General features: G+C 63.9%; 15 protein-coding genes. 11 read left to right on the top strand and 4 right to left on the bottom strand.

Annotated elements, in window-relative coordinates:
- Positions 1 to 10 precede the first annotated feature (10 nt).
- Genes tssG through ATY78_RS20035 form a run of 7 tightly spaced genes read left to right on the top strand, consistent with a single transcriptional unit; the run spans position 11 to position 10,818 of the window.
- Complete coding sequence (gene tssG / locus ATY78_RS20065) at positions 11 to 1,012, top strand: type VI secretion system baseplate subunit TssG (protein ID WP_088684058.1); 1,002 nt, start codon at positions 11 to 13, stop codon at positions 1,010 to 1,012.
- A gap of 10 nt (positions 1,013 to 1,022) precedes the next feature.
- Entirely contained in the window at positions 1,023 to 2,201 is a 1,179-nt protein-coding gene (locus ATY78_RS20060; protein WP_088684057.1) for an FHA domain-containing protein, read from the top strand.
- A complete protein-coding gene (tssK, locus tag ATY78_RS20055) occupies positions 2,191 to 3,531 on the top strand; it encodes a type VI secretion system baseplate subunit TssK (RefSeq protein WP_088684056.1) in 1,341 nt (446 codons plus the stop codon). Before ATY78_RS20060 ends, tssK begins: the two co-directional genes overlap by 11 nt.
- The gene (gene tssL / locus ATY78_RS20050; protein ID WP_088684055.1) at positions 3,528 to 5,060 is read left to right on the top strand and encodes a type VI secretion system protein TssL, long form; all 1,533 of its coding nucleotides are present in this window, start codon (positions 3,528 to 3,530) and stop codon (positions 5,058 to 5,060) included. Before tssK ends, tssL begins: the two co-directional genes overlap by 4 nt.
- Positions 5,057 to 8,536 (top strand): type VI secretion system membrane subunit TssM, encoded by a 3,480-nt coding sequence (gene tssM / locus ATY78_RS20045; protein ID WP_088684054.1) that lies wholly within the window; start codon positions 5,057 to 5,059, stop codon positions 8,534 to 8,536. Before tssL ends, tssM begins: the two co-directional genes overlap by 4 nt.
- Positions 8,537 to 8,546: 10 nt before the next feature.
- Positions 8,547 to 9,923: a type VI secretion system-associated protein TagF gene (gene tagF / locus ATY78_RS20040; protein ID WP_088684053.1), complete on the top strand. Its 1,377-nt coding sequence runs from the start codon at positions 8,547 to 8,549 to the stop codon at positions 9,921 to 9,923.
- Positions 9,913 to 10,818, top strand: a complete 906-nt coding sequence (locus tag ATY78_RS20035) for a serine/threonine-protein kinase (RefSeq protein WP_088684052.1) — start codon at positions 9,913 to 9,915, stop codon at positions 10,816 to 10,818. Before tagF ends, ATY78_RS20035 begins: the two co-directional genes overlap by 11 nt.
- Here the strand turns inward: ATY78_RS20035 and ATY78_RS20030 are convergent.
- Positions 10,815 to 11,954: a polysaccharide biosynthesis/export family protein gene (locus ATY78_RS20030; RefSeq protein ID WP_088684051.1), complete on the bottom strand. Its 1,140-nt coding sequence runs from the start codon at positions 11,952 to 11,954 to the stop codon at positions 10,815 to 10,817. The two genes, ATY78_RS20035 and ATY78_RS20030, sit on opposite strands and share 4 nt — an antisense overlap.
- Positions 11,955 to 12,152: 198 nt before the next feature.
- Between ATY78_RS20030 and ATY78_RS20025 the strand changes: the two genes are divergently transcribed.
- From ATY78_RS20025 to ATY78_RS20010, 4 genes are all read left to right on the top strand, one after another.
- Positions 12,153 to 12,500, top strand: coding sequence for a DUF488 domain-containing protein (locus ATY78_RS20025; RefSeq protein WP_088684050.1), 348 nt, complete (start codon positions 12,153 to 12,155; stop codon positions 12,498 to 12,500).
- Between the two features lie 98 nt (positions 12,501 to 12,598).
- Positions 12,599 to 13,120 (top strand): DUF4142 domain-containing protein, encoded by a 522-nt coding sequence (locus ATY78_RS20020; protein WP_088684049.1) that lies wholly within the window; start codon positions 12,599 to 12,601, stop codon positions 13,118 to 13,120.
- 7 nt (positions 13,121 to 13,127) lie between these two features.
- The gene (locus ATY78_RS20015) at positions 13,128 to 13,442 is read left to right on the top strand and encodes a cupredoxin domain-containing protein (RefSeq protein ID WP_088684048.1); all 315 of its coding nucleotides are present in this window, start codon (positions 13,128 to 13,130) and stop codon (positions 13,440 to 13,442) included.
- 36 nt (positions 13,443 to 13,478) lie between these two features.
- Positions 13,479 to 14,189: an RNA polymerase sigma factor gene (locus ATY78_RS20010; protein WP_088684047.1), complete on the top strand. Its 711-nt coding sequence runs from the start codon at positions 13,479 to 13,481 to the stop codon at positions 14,187 to 14,189.
- Positions 14,190 to 14,210: 21 nt separating this feature from the next.
- On the opposite strand, the gene ATY78_RS29010 is transcribed toward ATY78_RS20010, so the two are convergent.
- From ATY78_RS29010 to ATY78_RS20000, 3 genes are all read right to left on the bottom strand, one after another.
- Positions 14,211 to 14,345, bottom strand: a complete 135-nt coding sequence (locus ATY78_RS29010; RefSeq protein WP_280950455.1) for a hypothetical protein — start codon at positions 14,343 to 14,345, stop codon at positions 14,211 to 14,213.
- A 34-nt stretch (positions 14,346 to 14,379) separates the two neighbouring features.
- Positions 14,380 to 14,580 (bottom strand): hypothetical protein, encoded by a 201-nt coding sequence (locus tag ATY78_RS20005; RefSeq protein WP_088684046.1) that lies wholly within the window; start codon positions 14,578 to 14,580, stop codon positions 14,380 to 14,382.
- A gap of 357 nt (positions 14,581 to 14,937) precedes the next feature.
- Positions 14,938 to 17,502 (bottom strand): bifunctional diguanylate cyclase/phosphodiesterase, encoded by a 2,565-nt coding sequence (locus tag ATY78_RS20000; protein ID WP_190237495.1) that lies wholly within the window; start codon positions 17,500 to 17,502, stop codon positions 14,938 to 14,940.
- Between the last annotated feature and the right edge of the window lie 51 nt (positions 17,503 to 17,553).

The following is a 17,553-nucleotide window of genomic DNA, read 5'->3' as shown; positions in this document are numbered from 1 at the left end:
CCAGCCAACCATGGACATGCAAGCCGCCAGCAAGCCAGATGCGCTGACCGACCTGCTCGAACGCGACCCCGGCCGCTTCGAGCCGGTGACGGCTTTCCGCGTCGCGCAGGCGTCGGTCGGCGAAGGACGGCTCGATGTCGCCGCCCATGTCGGCGTCTCGCCGGCGCCGCTTGCGGTCAGCGGCTACAAGCGCAAGGCCGGCCGCGCGACGGTGCGCAGCGCCCTTGCAGGTCTCGTCGGCACGCTCGGTTCCATGCCTGCCGCCTATAACGAACTCATCATGCGCGAGGAGCGCAACCGGTCGCGGGCGCTCGCCGGCTTCTTCGATCTCTTCGGCGCGCGCATGGCAGAACTCTTCGCCGATGCCTGCGAGAAATACCGCATCGCCCGGCGGCTGCGCTGGGGCGGCACATGGGCGAGCAATGCCTTCGTCACCACGCTGCTCTCGCTCACCGGCTTCGGCACCAAGCGCCTCGTCGAAAAGAGCGGCGTCGACGAGGAGCTGATCCTGCGTTTCTCCGGCTTCTTTGCCGCGCGCAACCGCAATGCCGTCAACCTGCGCGCCATGCTGACCGAATTCAGCGGCCTGCCGGTGGAGATCGAATTGTTCCGCGGCCGCTGGCTGACCATCCCGCTGGAGGAGCGCAGCCGCATGGGCCAGCCTCAGGGTGTGCAGCTCGGCGTCAATGCGACGGCGGGTGCGGCGATCCACGATTTCAGCGGCGGCTTTCGTATCGTCATCGGCCCGCTCGGCTATGCCGATTATCTCCAGCTGGCACCCGGCGGGCGCGCCATTACCGAGCTCTTCGCCCTGGCACGGCTCTATGTCGGCGCCGCACTCGATTTCGACATTCAGGTCATCCTGAAGAAGGAGGACGTTCCCTTCTGCCGGCTCGGCCAGGCGGGCGATCCGCCGCGCCTGGGCTGGAACAGCTGGGCGCGGGTCGCGCCGGCGACAAAGGACAGCGGCGACGCAGTGATCGTCGAGCGCCTGCCGGCCGAGATGCGGTGAGGAGGCGAGAATGCGGCTCGAACTGAGAGAGATCACCAGCGATACGACGGCCAACCGGCCGAAATGGTTCTTCGAGCGCGGCCGGCGCACGCTCGGCCGTGCGCCAGACTGCGACTGGCGGCTGCCGGAGGACCGGCGCTCGATTTCGAAACTCCATTGCATCATCGAGCGCGACCGCGACGGCTTCCTGCTGCGCGACCAGAGCGCAAACGGCTCCCGCGTCGATGGCGTCGCCGTGCATGAGGGCGAGATCGCCAGGCTTTCCGACAGGTCGCGGCTGGAAATGGGCGGACTAACCTTTTCCGTCCACATATCAGGCAGCAGGGACCAGGAAATCGAAGATCCCGATGCCGGGCTGGTGCTCAGCGACGAACCGCTGACGATTTCCGCGATCCTTGCCGACATCGCGCCGGGCGGGCGTACCGCCAGCGGCATTCTCGGCGAGCGCGCCGCCGATGATTGGGCCCTGCCCGAACAGGGCGGTAAGAAAGGTGCTGCCTCCTCCCGCAATGTCGAAATCGGCTGGAGCGGCCCGCCGGAGACCCGTTCGCTCACCCAGCTTCTGCCGGAGGACTGGAATTCCGACGAGACCGATTACGGCAGCCACCTCGAACATGGCTCGGCTACTCACGTCTCCGTGCCGATCGGGCAGCGCCGGCCTGAGGTGATCGAGATCGTCAACGACAACGAGCCGCAGCCCGAAGCCGAGACGTTTCCAACGCTGTCGATCGGCCGGCCCGAAGCCTTTGCGGAGCGCCTGGAGCCGCTGCTCGCCCGGCTCGAAGAGGCCGTCGAGGGTGCCTACGGCGTCTTCGAGATGAATGCGCCGTCCTCCGGCCGGGAGCAGGATCTGTTTGCCGGCACGGAGGAAGCGCTCCTGGCCCGCATCGAGACGCTGCTCGGGCAGCAGCTCAAGCTCAATTCCGGGCTCGAGGCCCTTGTCCAGGCGGCGGGCCGGCTGGAACCGCGCATCGTCGAAGCGCAGGTCGAGGCCGTTGCCTGGGGCCTGCCCTGGCGGCGGGACCGAAACTATTGGCAGGCCTATCGGGCGGAATTCGAGAAGGACGGCGAGAGCCGGTCGATCCAGGATGTCTTCCGCGACGCGATATCAGGCGCGGTGAACGGCGGAGAGGCAGGGCCTCATCCGCAAGACAGGCAGGAAGGAAAAGACGCGCATCATGAGGAATGAGAACCGGGTAGCTTGGAGCGAAGGCATGTTCCTTCGCGTGCAGCATTTCCAGCAGGCGGACCGCTGGACCGAACGGCTCGTGCGCACCGCCACGCACGGCCTGTCGCCCTATCCCTGGGGCATAACCGAAATCGGCATCGACCGCGGCGCGCTGGCGATCGGCCAGTTCGCGCTGTCGAACCTGCGCGGCGTATTGCCCGACGGCACGCCGTTCGAAGCACCGGTCGATGCGGACTTGCCGCCGCCGCTCGATCTCGACGAAAACACCAAGAATGCGATCATCTATCTCGCGCTGCCCGCCCGCCAGCCCGGCAAGGCGGATGTTGCTCTGAACGGCGGCGCTCAGCGCAGCAGCGTCCGGCTCGTCGCTTCGCCCTATGAGGCGCCTGACGCCAATGTCGAAACCGACTTCATGGCGCCGATCGATGTCGGCCGCCTCAGCCTGCGTTATCTCAGGACCGGCGACGAGCTTGCCGGCTACGAACTGATCGGGCTCGCGCGCATCATCGAAGTGCGTTCCGACAGAGCCGTGATCCTCGATCCCGATTATATCCTGCCGAGCCTCAACTGCACGGCCGCGGGCCGGCTGAACGAATTGATCACCGAGCTTCTCGGCATCGTGCGCCATCGCGCCGAGGCGATTGCCGAACGGATCGGCGATCCCACCATCCGCGGGACGGCCGAGGTCGGCGACTACCTGCTCCTGCAGATCCTCAACCGCGCAGATCCGATGCTGAAGCATATTTCGGCCAACGCGACACGCATCCACCCGATCGTCTTTTACGAGCACTGCATCCAGCTTGCCGGCGAACTCGCCACCTTCACCACCGACCGCAAGCGCGCCAGCGACTTTCCGCCCTACCGGCATGATGACCTCAAGGGGACCTTCGCCGCCGTCTTCGACGATCTCCGCGCCTCGCTTTCCTCCGTGCTGGAACAGGCGGCCGTGGCGATCGAGCTTGCCGAACGCCGGCATGGCGTCAGGATCGGCACGATCAACGACCGCACGCTGCTTCGCGATGCCGGCTTCGTGCTGGCGGTCCGGGCCGAAATGCCGGCCGAGGACGTGCGCCGCAAGCTGCCGGCGCAGATCAAGGTCGGCCCGGTCGAGCGCATCGCCGACCTCGTCAACGTGGCGCTGCCGGGCATTCCCGTGCGGCCGCTGCCGGTGCTGCCGCGCCAGCTCCCCTATCGCTCCGGCACCATCTATTTCGAACTCGACACCAAGAATCCGCTCTGGAAACAACTCGACACTTCGGGCGCCATCGCCGTGCATCTCGCCGGCGATTTCCCCGGGCTAGAAATAGAACTGTGGGCCCTTAGAGAATGAAGAACGAATCCGCTTCCACCTGGCAGAATCTCCCGACCATCGTCGAACTCACCGAGGATGGCGTGAAGAAAAAGCAATCCGCCCGCAAGATGGCGGAGATGCTGGACGACGTTCTCGATTTTCCCGAAAGCGAGGGAGGAAAGGCATCGGCGGCAGCGCTTGCGAAGGGCGGAGCCTCCGTCGAAACACTCGTCAAGGATTTCCGCTTCGGGGCCGAGGACGTGCCGACCCTGGTGCGCTCGGCAGCACCGCTCCTCAACCTTGCCCATGGCCTGCGCTACACCGAAGAGCAGCCTGACATCGAAGAGCTGCGCGCAGTGGCGATCGCAGCCGTCGGCCGCTACGAGCGGGATCTGGCGAGCGCCCGCATCAGTCCCGAGCGCGCCCGCGCCGCCCATTATGTCGTCTGCGCCACGGTCGACGATGTCGTGCTCAGCAAGGCCTGGGGTGTGCGCGCCGGCTGGGCCCGCTCCGGCCTCGTCTCCACCTTCCATATGGACGTGACCGGCGGCGAGCGGGTGTTCGACCTGCTCGACCATTTCCATCAAAGCCCCGGCGCCAACAAGGATCTGCTTCTCCTCATCTATCTCTGCCTGTCACTTGCCTTCGAGGGCCGCACCCGCGTTTCTGCGCGCGGCGGGCTGGAACTCGGCCGTATCCGCGACAGCCTCTACAAGACGCTGCTCGGCCAATACGGCGTCTTCGAACGGGAGCTTTCCCCGCATTGGAAGGGCGTTTCCGCCCGGCACCAGCCGCTGCGCACAGCCGCCGCGCTCTGGACGCTTCTTTCCGTCCTGACGCTGATCCTGGCGCTCGGCTATCTCTTCTTCACGCTTTCGCTCAACCGCGCCTCCGACGGCACCTTCGAGCGCCTGGCCAAGCTGCCGCCGCGTGACACGCCGAGCGTGCTGGTCAAGATTCCCGAACCTCCGCGCGCACCGCCGCCCGTCGTCGTCGCCGAAACCCCGCCGCAGCCTCCACCGCCGCAGGTGAAGCCGCCGAGCCGGCTCGACAACCTGCTCGCCTTCCTCCAGCCGGAGGTCGAGAAGAAGCTGGTCACGCTCTCGGATTCGAACGGCCGACTCTTGGTGCGCATCAGCAATTCCGGCCTGTTCGCCACCGGCAGCGCCGAAGTCAGCGAGAAATTCCACGATCTCCTGCAGCGGATCGGCGGCGCGCTCGCCGCCGAGAAATTCCGTGCCGTCGTGGTGGGCTATACCGACAATGTGCCGATCCGCACCATCCAGTTCCCCTCCAACTGGCACCTTTCCGAGGCCCGCGCCAAGGCGGTCGGGGACATATTGAGCGCATTCACCGGGCCGGGCGCGATCCTGACCGAGGGACGCGCCGAAAGCGATCCGATCGCCGCCAACGACACGCAGGAAGGCCGGGAGATGAACCGCCGCACCGAGATCCTGGTGCTGACCGATCCGAGCGAACGGCTGAGCGACGTCGGCTTCAAGGCGCCGCCCCTGCAAGCCGAAAATCCCAATGAAACGGCGCCCGCAGCAGGAGGCGCTTCGCGATGAACCCCTTAAGCTATTTCTATACGCTGCGTTCCTATGTGGAGGCCTATGCCGGCCTCCTCGGCCGCCGCTTCATCTCGATCATCTGGGTGGCGGCAATCTGCGTCGTCATCTGGTTCTACGGCTATCTCGCCGCCTATGGCGAGTTCAAGCCGCTGGCGAGCGCCTCGGCACGGCTGACGCTGATCGGCATCGTCATCGCCGCCTGGCTCGCCTACCTCGTCTTCACAGCGATCCGCGACAGGCGACGCGACAAGCAGCTCGTCGAAGGGATCGAGCGGGACGCCGAAGCCGAGGCTGCCGCCAGCCAGCAGGCCGAGGTCGGCGAGATCCACAGCCGGTTGAAGGAAGCGTTGCAGCTGCTGCGCCGCATCACCAAAAGGCGTTTCGGCTATATCTACGAGCTGCCCTGGTACGTGATCTTCGGCGCGCCGGGTTCCGGCAAGACGACGGCGCTCAGCAATTCCGGCCTCAAATTCCCGCTCGGCGATGCGCTCGGCAGCAATTCGGTGCAGGGCATTGGCGGCACGCGTAACTGCAATTGGTGGTTCACCGACGAGGCCATCCTCATCGATACCGCCGGCCGCTACACCACACAGGACGATCTGAACGGCACCGCCAAGGCCGGCTGGGAAGGCTTTCTCGGCCTGTTGCGCAAATACCGCCGCTCGCAGCCGATCAACGGCGCGCTGGTGACCTTGTCGATCGGCGATCTCCTGACGCGCGATCCCGAAGCACAGCGCGAGGAGATCCGGGCGATCCGCCAGCGGCTTTCCGAACTCGACGAACTCCTGCATGCGCGCGTGCCGGTCTATCTGCTGCTGACCAAGGCCGATCTTTTGACCGGCTTCGTCGAATTCTTCGACGGCTTCAACAAGAGCGACCGCGAACAGGTGTGGGGCACGACCTTCGGGCTCGACGAGAGCTACAAGGCGGCAAACCTGCCGGAGGGTTTCGTCGAAGAATTCACCCTGCTGCAGCAGCGCGTCGACGCCATGCTGATCGAGCGCCTGCAGCAGGAGACCAATCCGGAACTGCGCGGCCGCATCTTCCGCTTCCCGGCCGAGCTCGCCTCCCTGAAGGATCGCCTGCATGACGTCATGACGGAGCTGTGCTCAGGTTCGAAACTGGTGGAGGCGCCGCTCCTGCGCGGCATCTATTTCGCCTCCGGCACCCAGCGGGAGGAAACGGTCGCCGTTCCCCGCCTGCGGCGCAGCTATTTCCTTTCGCGCCTCTTCAAGGAGGTGATCTTCGGCGAAGCATCGCTGGTGGCCCGCGACAAACGGCTTTCGAGCCGGCAGCTTCTCTTCCGCCGAGCCGCCTATGCGAGCGCGGTGCTCTTGCTTGCCGTGGTGCTGACGAGCTGGACGGCCACCTATTTCCAGAATACGTCAGCGCTCGCCGGCGCGGAAAGGCGCATCGACGCCTATGAACAGCTGGTGCGCGGCGTGCCTGTTCGAGACGTCTCGGATGCGGATTTCCTGCGCATCCTGCCGGCGCTCGACAATCTTGCGGCCGTCACCACCGATTTCTCCAAGACCCGCGTCTGGCCGGTGAGCCTCGGCCTCGACCAGGAGAGCAAGGTCGCGAGCCGCCAGCGCGAGGCCTATCAGCGGGCGCTGAACACGCTGCTTCTGCCGCGCATGCTGGTGCAGCTTCAGAAGGACATGACCGAAACCACCGACGTCACCCGAACCTTCGACGCGCTGAAGCTCTACGGCATGCTCGGCGGGCTCGGCCCTGTGAATGCGGACTTCGCCTCGCTCGAGGCGGAAGACATGTTCACCAGGCTCTATCCCGACGAAGGCCGGGCCGCAGCCCGGCAGGCGCTGATCGCCCATGCCGAAGCCATGGCGCGCGGCGCGCTGCCGCCGATCGAGCTCGACAAGACGCTGATCGCCAAGGCGCGTGAGATCATCCGCTCGCAGAATATCGCCAGCCGCGCCTATGATATCCTGGCGGAATACCGCGCATCCCGCGCCCTCCCCGGCTGGAGTCCGGCCGGCGCACTCGGGCCGCTCGGCGAACAGGCTTTCGAGCGCACCTCCAAAGCGCCGCTCAACGAAGCCATACCCGGCCTCTTCTCCACGACCGGCTATCGCACCGTCGTTCTGCCTGAAATCACCGACGCCGCGCGTGAAGCGCTCGACGAGCAATGGGTCCGCGGCGATCCCAATCCCGCCGGCGTCACGGTCGACACCGTCGCCCAGGCCACGCTTCAGCTCTATTTCGACAATTTCGATCAGCGCTGGGCCACACTTCTCGCCGATCTCAGGGTCAAGCCCTCGCAGACGATCAGCGATGCGGCAGAAACCACCCGCATCCTGGCCGGCAAGCCCGGTCCGGTGGAGACGATCGCGAAGTCGATCGCCGCCGCAACCGACCTGCGCGCGCCCGGCGCCGAGATCGCCTCGGCCGCCGGCGACAGCTTGGCCGCCTCGACCACGGCGCTCGCCAGTGCCGCGAATGCGCCCGATCCGTTCGGCCGTCTGCGCGACGCACTGAAGGCGCCGCCCTCCAGCCAGTCTTCGTCAACCGATCAGTCCAAGGATGCGCCGCGATCGGAGATCGGACAGTTGGAGCCGATCCTGCAAAGAGTGCAGGAACAGCTTTCGCGCGCCACGACCTCGACCGCCGAAGTCGCCAAGGTCTTCGACGTCGACAGCCAGCTCACCGACGCCAATCAGGATCTGTTGCAGCAGGCGCGCAAACTGCCCGCCCCTGTCGACAGCTGGATGGCGGGGCTTGCCGCGGATGTCGGTTCGCTGGCGGTCAAATCCGCCCGTTCCCGTATCAGCGACGCCTGGGCCGCCGAAGGCTCCGGCTTCTGCTCGAACGTCGTGACCGGCCGTTATCCCTTCGACCGGAAATCCTCCCGCGACGTCGCGATGAGCGACTTCGTCAGGCTGTTCGGGCCGGAAGGCCTGTTCAAGACCTTTTTCAAGGAGAAGCTCGAAGCCTTCGTCGATACCAGCGCTTCGCCCTGGGGCTGGAAGGGCACCTTCGGCGCGGCGAGCATTCCGAGCGCGGCAATCGCCCAATTCGAGAATGCCGACAAGATCAACCGCGCCTTCTTCCCGGCCGGCAGCGAGAACCCGTCGATCACGATCAACGTCAAGCCGGTGTCGCTGAGCGATGCGGCGAGCGCCGTGATGCTGGAGATCGAGGGCGAACGCGTCGTCTATTTCCATGGCCCGATCCAATCGAAATCGATCACCTGGCCGTCGACGGAAGCGAGCAACGCCTCGCGCCTCGCTTTCCAGCCGGGCGGCTGGCAGCAGGCCCTGACGGAGAACGGCGACTGGTCGCCCTTCCGCCTGTTCGACGATGCCAACGTCACCATGCAGGGCGACGACCTTTTCCGGGCGAAATTCCAGCAGGACAACCAGGCGGCGGAGTTCGACGTGCAATTCGGCTCGGTGCTCAATCCCTTCCGGCTGGAGGCGCTCGGCGCCTTCTCGTGCCCGGCGCAATTCTGATCGGCAGATCATGAACGAGCGCGCCACCCTCGAGCGAAACCCGACCGAAGCTGACCGGATCGGCTTCTACGGCAAGCTGCCGAGCCATGGCGATTTCGTTTCGATGGGGCTCGGCCGCGGCCTGCAATCCGCGCTCGACGCCTGGCTGCAGGCCGGGATGCAGGCGGCTCAACAGGAACTCGGCGAGGATTGGGAACGCCGTTTCCGCACGATGCCGGCATGGCGTTTCATCATCGAACGCGGTCTCTGGGGATCGGCGACCGTTGCCGGCGTCCTGCTGCCCAGCCTCGACCGCGTCGGCCGCAGCTTTCCCCTCGTCATCGCCGCCCAGCTTCACGGCTTTTCCGAGCATCCGCGCCAGCTCTATCTCGACGACGCATGGTTCACGGCAGTGGAGGCGATCGCCGAAAGCTCGGCCAGGCGCGATTTCGACATCAACCAGTTCACCGCAAGCCTGAAGCGGCTGCGGACCCTGCGGCCGGCCGATCTCGCGGAAAACGAGACGTTGCAGGACAGAGCCTCCAGCCGAGGCACGATCTGGTGGCACATCGACCCGGAGGAACGGCGGGCCAAGGGTTTCGGCGTTGGCGGCGCGCCGGAACCTGCGCATTTCGCGAAGCTGCTTCGCGAGAGTTCCGGCGCGGTCTCAGCACCGCCGCAGCCTGAGACAGTCGCGACACCGCGCCCTGTCATCGTCGAACCACATCATCATTCCCCGGTTCTCCGGCACAGCCACGCCACGCATCCCGGCACGCGGCTCAGCGTCAACGCCGATGCGCTGCTCATTTCCCAGACGCCCTCGCTCTTTGCCGTCGCCGATGGCGTCGGAGACGGCAATGCCGCTGCCGAAACCGGCAAGATCGCCGTTCATGTGCTGGCTGAAACGGCCCCGCAGCAGACGATCGAAGCTCTGACGCAGGAAATCAAAGGCAAGCTCGGCCGCGCCCACGGCCTGCTTCAGTCGGCCCATCTTTCCGAGGGGCGCGAACCATCGGCCGCCAGCATCGTCGTATTCGCAGCCCTTCAGGAAAGTTGCGCGCTGCTCTGGGTCGGCGATGCCCGCTGCTACCTCCTGCGCGACGGCATGATGCGCTGCCTGACCCGCGACCATGTGGAAGTCGGCCTGCGGCGCACGCTCTCGCGCGCCATCGGCATGCGCGGACATCTCATTCCCGAAGTCCGCTCCGGCGGATTACAGGCCGGCGACCGGCTCCTGCTCTGCAGTGCGGCCCTTCCGAACGCCGTTCCCGAGCGCGGCATCGCCGAAATTCTCCTTTCGGCAAAAATCGAAACGGCTGCCGACATTCTCGTGCAGGAGGGGCTGATCGCCAATTGCCGTGAAAACCTCAGCGCCATCGTGATCGATGTGACCACCGATGACGCCTGATCAATCCGTCGATTTCGAGGAAATCACGCACCGCTTTTCGCATCTCTGGCAAGCGTTAAATTGCGGTTCGGACGAGACCCGGCAGATCCTGATAGACCGGGTCAGGGACGCGCTCGATCGCGGCGAGGCCCGCCTGAGCGGTGCCGCCCCCGGGATTATCGCCAATAGTTTCGTGCTCGAAGCGCTGGTTCATGATGGCGCGGCCACCCAAATCTATCGCGCCCGCCATCGCGATCTCGGCACCCTCCACGCGATCAAGATGCCGCGGCCGGACCACGCCGACGACCCCGTTCTGCGCAAACTCATGCTGCGCGAGGCGGAGATCGGCATGGCGCTCCGCCACCCGCATATATCGGGAACACAAGCAGTTCTGCGCCTCGCCGACGGACGCCCGGCCCTGATCATGGAATGGCTCGGGAGCCGGCTTGCGGACCGCTTGCGGGAAAAACCCTTATCTCCCGATGAAGTCATCTCGATCATGATTTCGGTGCTGTCCAGCCTGGAGGCCATCCACGCCGCCGGCTTCGTGCATTGCGACCTGTCGCCGCTCAATCTTCTCTTTGCCGACGGCGATCTCTGCGGCTTGAAGATCGCCGATTTCGGCATCGCGATCGAGACAGGCTCCCGGCATGGCCAGCTCGATCTCGCCTTCGCCGGCCAGCCGGATTTCGCCTCTCCGGAACAGATGGCGGGCAGACCGCTCAATGGGCGGTCAGATCTCTATGCCGCCGGGCTTCTACTGTCCCTGCTCCTGCGTCATTGCGACGGGGAAGGCGAAGAGCTTCAGGCTTTGGCGATCCGTCTGTCGCAGCGCAATCCCGAAGACAGGCCCGAAAATGCGAAGGCCGCCTTGCATCTGCTCGGCGGCCTCGCAAAACATACGGTCGATGCTTAGTTGCCGCTCGAACCGGGGATCGGCGCCGCGGCCGTCGGCACGCTCTTCTGGTAGACGTTGAAGAACTTCGCAAAGTCCACCAGGCCGGCATTGCTGGCGTAGATGATATCGCCGTCCATCATCTGGAAGCGCTGCATCAGCGCCAGATTGGAAACGTCCTTCATGTTGACGCGGTAGATTGCCGGCTTGCTGCTCACCACGACAGGCGCGGCAGTCTTGGCATTCGCAGCCGCGACCTGCGTATAGACCGGCTGGTTGCGCATCACATAGAAATTGCTCGCATCGGCTCGGTCGTCGAGCAGGCCGCCGGCGCGGCCGAGCGCCTGGGCGAGGGTCAGCTTGCCCGGCTGGAATTCGAATTCGCCCACGCTCTTGAAGGCGCCGAAAGCGGTGAAGGTCGGCGCGTCCTTGTCGACATAGATCTGGTCGTCGGGCAGCAGGTAGACATTCTGCTTGCTGTCGTCGATGACGCGCTGGAGCGGCACGGTGGCGCGCTGCTTGCCGCGCATCAGCGTGACGGTCGCCGAGCCCGGATCGGAAGATGCGCCGCCGGCAAGCGCCACCGCATCGAGCACGCGCTCCTTGCGGGCGGTCAGCGGGAAGCGCCCGGCGGCGCGCACGTCGCCATTGACGGTGAAGCCGCTGGAAGGCCGGTCGACCACGGTGACGACAGCCTGCGGATTGACGGCCGAACCCTTCAAGCCGGTGACGATGCGCGTCTGCAGCGCCTCGGTGGAGGAATCCACCACACGCTGCTTGCCGATGAAGGGAAGCGTCACATTGCCCGTCGAATCCACCGTGAACCGGCCGAGATCGAGGGTCTTGCTCTGGGTCGAGGAGAACAATCCATCCTCGCCGGGATCGAGAATCGTCACCTCGATGACGTCGCCGCGCCTCAGCCGCGTATCGGCGAATCCGCTCGAGCGCATGGCGCTGAGGCCGGTATCGGTGGCGGCATAGGCAAGCGGGGCTGACGTAACCGGACCCATCGGCGCTTCCGAGAGCCTGACGACAGGGATTCGTTCATTGCCATTCGGCGAGGTGGCATTGTAAAAACTACCGGCAGTTGGGCCATCGGATGGCCGAGCGCATGCGCTAAGAACTGCGACAAGGACCAACGGCGCCAGCTTTCGCATCAGGTATCCTTTTGGCAATGTTGAGAGAATCGGAAAGTATCAGCGACAGACGACCGAGCAATACCAGTTGTGCGCGAAAAATCAAATGTGACAGCTTAGAGGCAATCGAGTGTGACTATTTAGCAACCACAGGCGTGGGTGGAACCAAATCCCGCATCTGCGTATTCGTTCAGAACCACCTTCACAGCGGATGAGCAAATGGCCTTGCACATCAAACGAATCTACGAGCCGAAAGAAGACAGGGACGGCACGCGTATTCTGGTCGACAGGCTGTGGCCGCGCGGCTTGAAAAAGCAGGAGGCGGCAGTCGACGTCTGGCTGAAGGACATCGCGCCGAGCCCGGCGCTGCGCCGATGGTTCGGCCATGATCCCGCCAAATGGAGCGAATTTCAGCGCCGCTACAGGGACGAGCTCAAAGAGAATTCATCAGCCGTCGAGGAACTCAAACGCCGGATCGGGCAATCGGACGCCACGCTTCTCTATGCGGCAAAAGACCAGGCCCACAATCATGCGATCGTGCTTCAGCATTTCATCGCCAGGGACTAAAGCGGCCCGGCAATCATTTGCGCTTCGAAAATTTCCGGGAACCTTTTCGGTCGATCTGCATCCAATGCTCGCTTCCATCCGACATAAGGAGACAGATCATGTTGAAACGAATTCTCGGCGCAACCTTCATCGCAGCGTCGCTCGGCACCGCCTCGATCGCCGCCGATGCCAAGCCGACCGACCCTCAGATCGCCCACATCGCCTATACGGCGGGGCAGATCGATGTCACCGCCGCGGAACAGGCGCTGAAGAAGAGCAAAAATCCTGAAGTCGTCGAATTCGCCAGGACCATGGAGCGCGACCACAAGGCCGTCAACGATCAGGCGCTCGCCCTCGTCAAGAAGCTGAAAGTGACGCCGGAGGACAATGCGATCAGCCAGTCGCTCTCGACCCAGGCGAGCAAGGAACTGAAGACGCTTGACGGCCTCGACGGCGCCGCCTTCGACAAGGCCTACGTCGAAAACGAGGTCGCCTATCACAAGTCGGTCAACGAGGCGCTCGCCAAGGTGCTGATCCCTTCGGCGCAGAACGAAGAGCTCAAATCGCTGCTGGAAACAGGCCTGACCCTGTTCAAGCAACACCAGACGCATGCCGAACATCTCGCTTCGATGATCAAGTAGGCCGGCGATGGGCCGGCTCCTGAAAACGCTGCTGTTTGCGCTGCTTTGGGCAAGCAGCGGAGTTGCCTCAGCGGCGGACTATCAGCTCACCATCGCGGGCATGACGTTCGGCCCAGCGCCTGCCGAGCTGCATGTCGGCGATGTGATCGTCTGGCGAAACGATGATATATTCCGGCACACGGCGACGGCGCGCGACAACAGCTTCGATGTCGACCTGCCGCCGAAATCGGAAGCGCGGATGACGGTCGGCAGGGTGGGAACGGTCGATTTCTATTGCCGTTTTCATCGCGCCATGACCGGCAAACTGGACGTCCGGCCGTAAGGCCGGGCTCCGATGCAAAGCAATGCGGAGATTTGCATGACAGCCATTGCGGTTCCGGTCGCGCCACACCGGCAGCACGTATCGACGTTATCAGATGCCGAGCTCGTACCCCTTGCAAGACAGGGTGACGAGCCCGCCATCCGCGCCATCGTCCAGCGTCACAATCAGCGCCTGTTCCGCACCGCGCGCGCCGTCATCCGCAGCGATTGGGAAGCCGAAGACGTCGTCCAGGCCGCCTATGTCAAGGCCTTCACCAATCTGGCAACATTCCGCGGCGAGGCCGAGCTTTCGACATGGCTGACCCGGATTGCGCTCAACGAGGCGCTGGGCCGCGTGCGCGCACGAAAGAACACCACCGGGCTTGAGGAAATCGACATGCAGACGACATCGCGGGGCGGCGAAGTCCTCCAGTTCCCCTCCTCGCTCTCCGCGACCGACCCGGAAACAGAGTTGTCGCGGAGCCAGGCGCGCCACCTCCTCGAACAGGCCGTCGACGACCTTCCGGACGAATTTCGCGCCGTCTTCGTGCTGCGCGAGGTCGAGGGCATGAGCACGGAGGAGGCAGCATCCTATCTCGGCATCAAACCCGAAACCGCCAAGACCCGGCTGCACCGGGCGCGGAAGATGATGCGCCAGTCGATCGAAAAACAGCTCTCCGGCGCATTCTCGGCCCTCTTCCCCTTCGACGGCGCCCGCTGCGCCTCCATGGGAGACCGCGTCATCGCAGCCCTTCGCCAGACGCCGTGATATCTCGCGATACGGGACATCTCAGCGCGAGGCAGGCAGGCCGTATATCTTCTCGAGATCGTCAAGCATCAGATTTGCCGCGATGATGCCGCCGGCCGTATTCCAGACGGCGTCGCTGACGGCCTCGACGGAGAGGTTCTTCCATGCATGAGGCAAGCGGCGGAACCGGCGACGATCCCGCCGGCTGCTATCAACCTTCGACGATCAACTGGCTCAGTTCGCCGTTCAACCGGTCAAGCTCGTCCAGCACCTTACGGATTCGGGCGCGCGCCTGAAGCATTTGCTCAATTTCTGTAGCGCCGGACGGCTCGCCTGCGGCCTGCGACACGGAAGCGCCAATTGCGGTGTCGGAAACTGAATTTGGAAAGGGGATGATTTCAGCAATTCGCATTTCAATATTTCGTATTCTGGAGGACAGGAAACGTTCATGTCTCCGGGTCCGATCACTCATGGGCTGCGGCGTGCTTCATCGCCGGTCAACCGGAACACTTCGCCATTCATTTCAATGAGTTGCGTATTGTTCGTCTGCTAGTAAACGCCGGATCAGCCTTAACAAAACCCTACTTTCGAGCGCCTCGCAGCTCACTTTGCGGCTTTGCTGCGCCAAGTGGACAGAGCTGCGACAATCGGATAGCGCAACCGAAGACGACAGGACTTCGGCTTCCCATCATTTACTAAGGGCCGAGGCACCGGCGGCGCGCTCCGTTTCAAGCGGCACGCCGCTCGATGGCGTTCCTGATGACGGAATTCACCCGCGAACCCACATCTCGCCCGGATGGGAGCCGCCGGCAGGAGAGCGCTGCCTGAGCGCGATGATATCCGCTTTCGGCACCGCCCGGCTGTAAAGGAACCCTTGCGCCGAGCCGCATCCGTTCGCGGCAAGAAAGGCTGCCTGCTCGGCCGTTTCGACGCCTTCCGCAACGACATTCTGCCCAAGACAGCGCGCGATGGAGAGGATCGCTTTGACGAGTTCCTCGTTGCGCCTGTCGGCGCTGTTGATGAACGACCGGTCGATCTTCAGCGTGTCGATCGGAAAGCGCGCGAGGTAATTCAGCGCGGAATAGCCGGTGCCGAAATCGTCGATGGCGATCGAAAATCCCATGCTGCGAAGTTCGGAGAGCGTCTGCAGCGTCTCGTCCTTCTGATCGAGCAGAAGGCTTTCGGTGATTTCGATTTCGATCCATTCCGCCCGGCAACCGGTCTCGCCGAGAATATCGGCGATCGACTTTACCAGTCCGGCGGATTGGAATTGCTTGGCCGAAAGGTTGACCGCCACCTTATGCGGCGCCTGGCTTTCGGCGTTCAATTCGACCGCGGTCTGGCAGGCCTCGCGCAGCACCCATCGCCCGAGCTCGACGATCAGCCCGGTATCTTCCGCGACCGGAATGAAGCGGTCGGGCGGGATCATGCCCATCTCGGCGTGACGCCATCTCAGCAAGGCTTCCGAACCGACCATCGCGCCGCTGTCCAGAAGCACTTTCGGCTGGTAATGCAGTTCCAGTTCCTCGCGCTCGATCGCGCGGCGCAATTCCGATTCCAGCCGCATGCGCTCCTCGGCGTTCGCCGTCAGGTCCTTGGAATAAAAGCGAAAATTGTTTCGCCCCGAGCGCTTGGCGAGATACATCGCCGAATCAGCGTATTTCACCAGATCATTGGCGTCGGCGCTGTCGCCGGGATAGAGCGCGATGCCGACGCTGCAGGAAATGAAGACCTCCTTGCCATCCAGCAGGAAGCCGTCCTTGAACTTCTCGAGAATGCCGCTGGCGATCCGGCCGAGATCGTCGCCTTGCCTGAGATCCGGCAGCAGGATGGCGAACTCGTCGCCGCCAAGGCGCGCGACGGTGTCGTAATCGCGCACGCTCGCATTGAGGCGCGCGGCCGCCTGGCAGAGCAACTGGTCGCCGACCGGATGCCCCATCGTATCGTTCACCACCTTGAAGTGGTCGATGTCGATCAGCATCACGCCGGCCCGCTGGCCCCGCGATCCAGCCGAGGTGATCATCTGCCGCAGCCGATCGTTGAACAGCGACCGGTTCGGAAGCGAGGTCAAGGGATCGTAAAAGGCCATCTGGTGGATCTTCTGGCGCGAGGCATTCAGCTCGGTCACATCACGCGCCACGCCGAGAACCCCGACGACTTCTCCCGCCGCATCCATGACCGGCACCTTGCGGGTTTCAAGAAGAATGGATTGACCATTGTCCTGCGAAACGACCCATTCCTCATCGCTGAGGATGCACTCGCCGGCCTTGATCGCCGCTTTGTCCGATTCCCGAAAAAACCGAGCCCTTTCGATGTCGAACAGCTCGAAATCCGTCTTTCCGACGACGTCTGCTTCCGCCAGCCCTGTCAGCCGCTCGAAGGTGTGGTTGCACAGGAGATAGACGCCATCCATGTCCTTGAGCCAGATCATGTCGGGCATGGTCTGGAGCACGCTGAGCAATTGCGTCCGCACGGAGTTGATGGCGTCTTCCGCCTGTTTTCGCTCGGTAATGTCACGCGAGAATGCCAGGAGCGTGGTGGCGGCGGTGGGATCGGCGCTCGGTCGCTTGGCCACGGACAGCTCGAACCACCGCGTTTCGCCGTTCGGAAGAGCGATGCAGATGCATCGGCCGTAGGCAACGCCCTCCCGGCCGGCCGTGTGAAGGGCCTCCATCGCGATGGCCGCCTGCTCGGGCGCAAGAATATCGTTGACCGTCCTGCCGAGCAGCATCTCCTTCTGCTGGGCCAGCAGGTCCGGATTTCTTGTCCAGACCTGGAGATAGCGGCCGTCCTCATCTGCCTCGAACAGAACGTCCGGGATGGCGGTGAGGATACCTTCCGCGAATTCGAGCGCCTTCTTGAGCTCCCGCTCCGCCTGCTTGTGCTCGGTGATGTCGATGACGGCGCCGATCAGGCCGGCCGGAACGTCGTTTTCGCCTGACAGCACCGCCTTGTTGCAGACCACATCACGCACCGCACCGCTCGCGGTGAGCATCTTTCTTTCGGAGTGCTGGGCTCCACCTCTTTCGAGGAGCGCCTCGTTCTCGACGGAATAGAATTCGGCCAGATGCTTCGCATTGAGATCGAAATCCGTTTTCCCGATGATCTCTTCGCGTCCGTGGCCGCAAAAGTCTTCGAAAGCCTTGTTGCAGCCAATATAACGGCCATGCGGGTTCTTGTAGAAAAGCGGAAGGGGAAATGGCCCCAGCAATGCGTCGAGAAGCGCTTCCCGGTCGATCGCGGCGTCCTGATGCTGCGCTCCTTTTGCCTCGCCGTCGTAGCCTTCCGTAAAACGGGCAGGCGGCCGAGGCTGTTGGGACGACGACTTCGTCATGCGTTTACTCACCATGAGTAACAACCGGATATCTCATCCACCCGGCTGGTG

This window comes from Rhizobium sp. R635 (assembly GCF_002211285.1).
In the GTDB taxonomy this organism is placed as follows: Bacteria; Pseudomonadota; Alphaproteobacteria; order Rhizobiales; family Rhizobiaceae; genus Rhizobium.
This window is presented reverse-complemented; position numbering and strand designations above follow the sequence as displayed.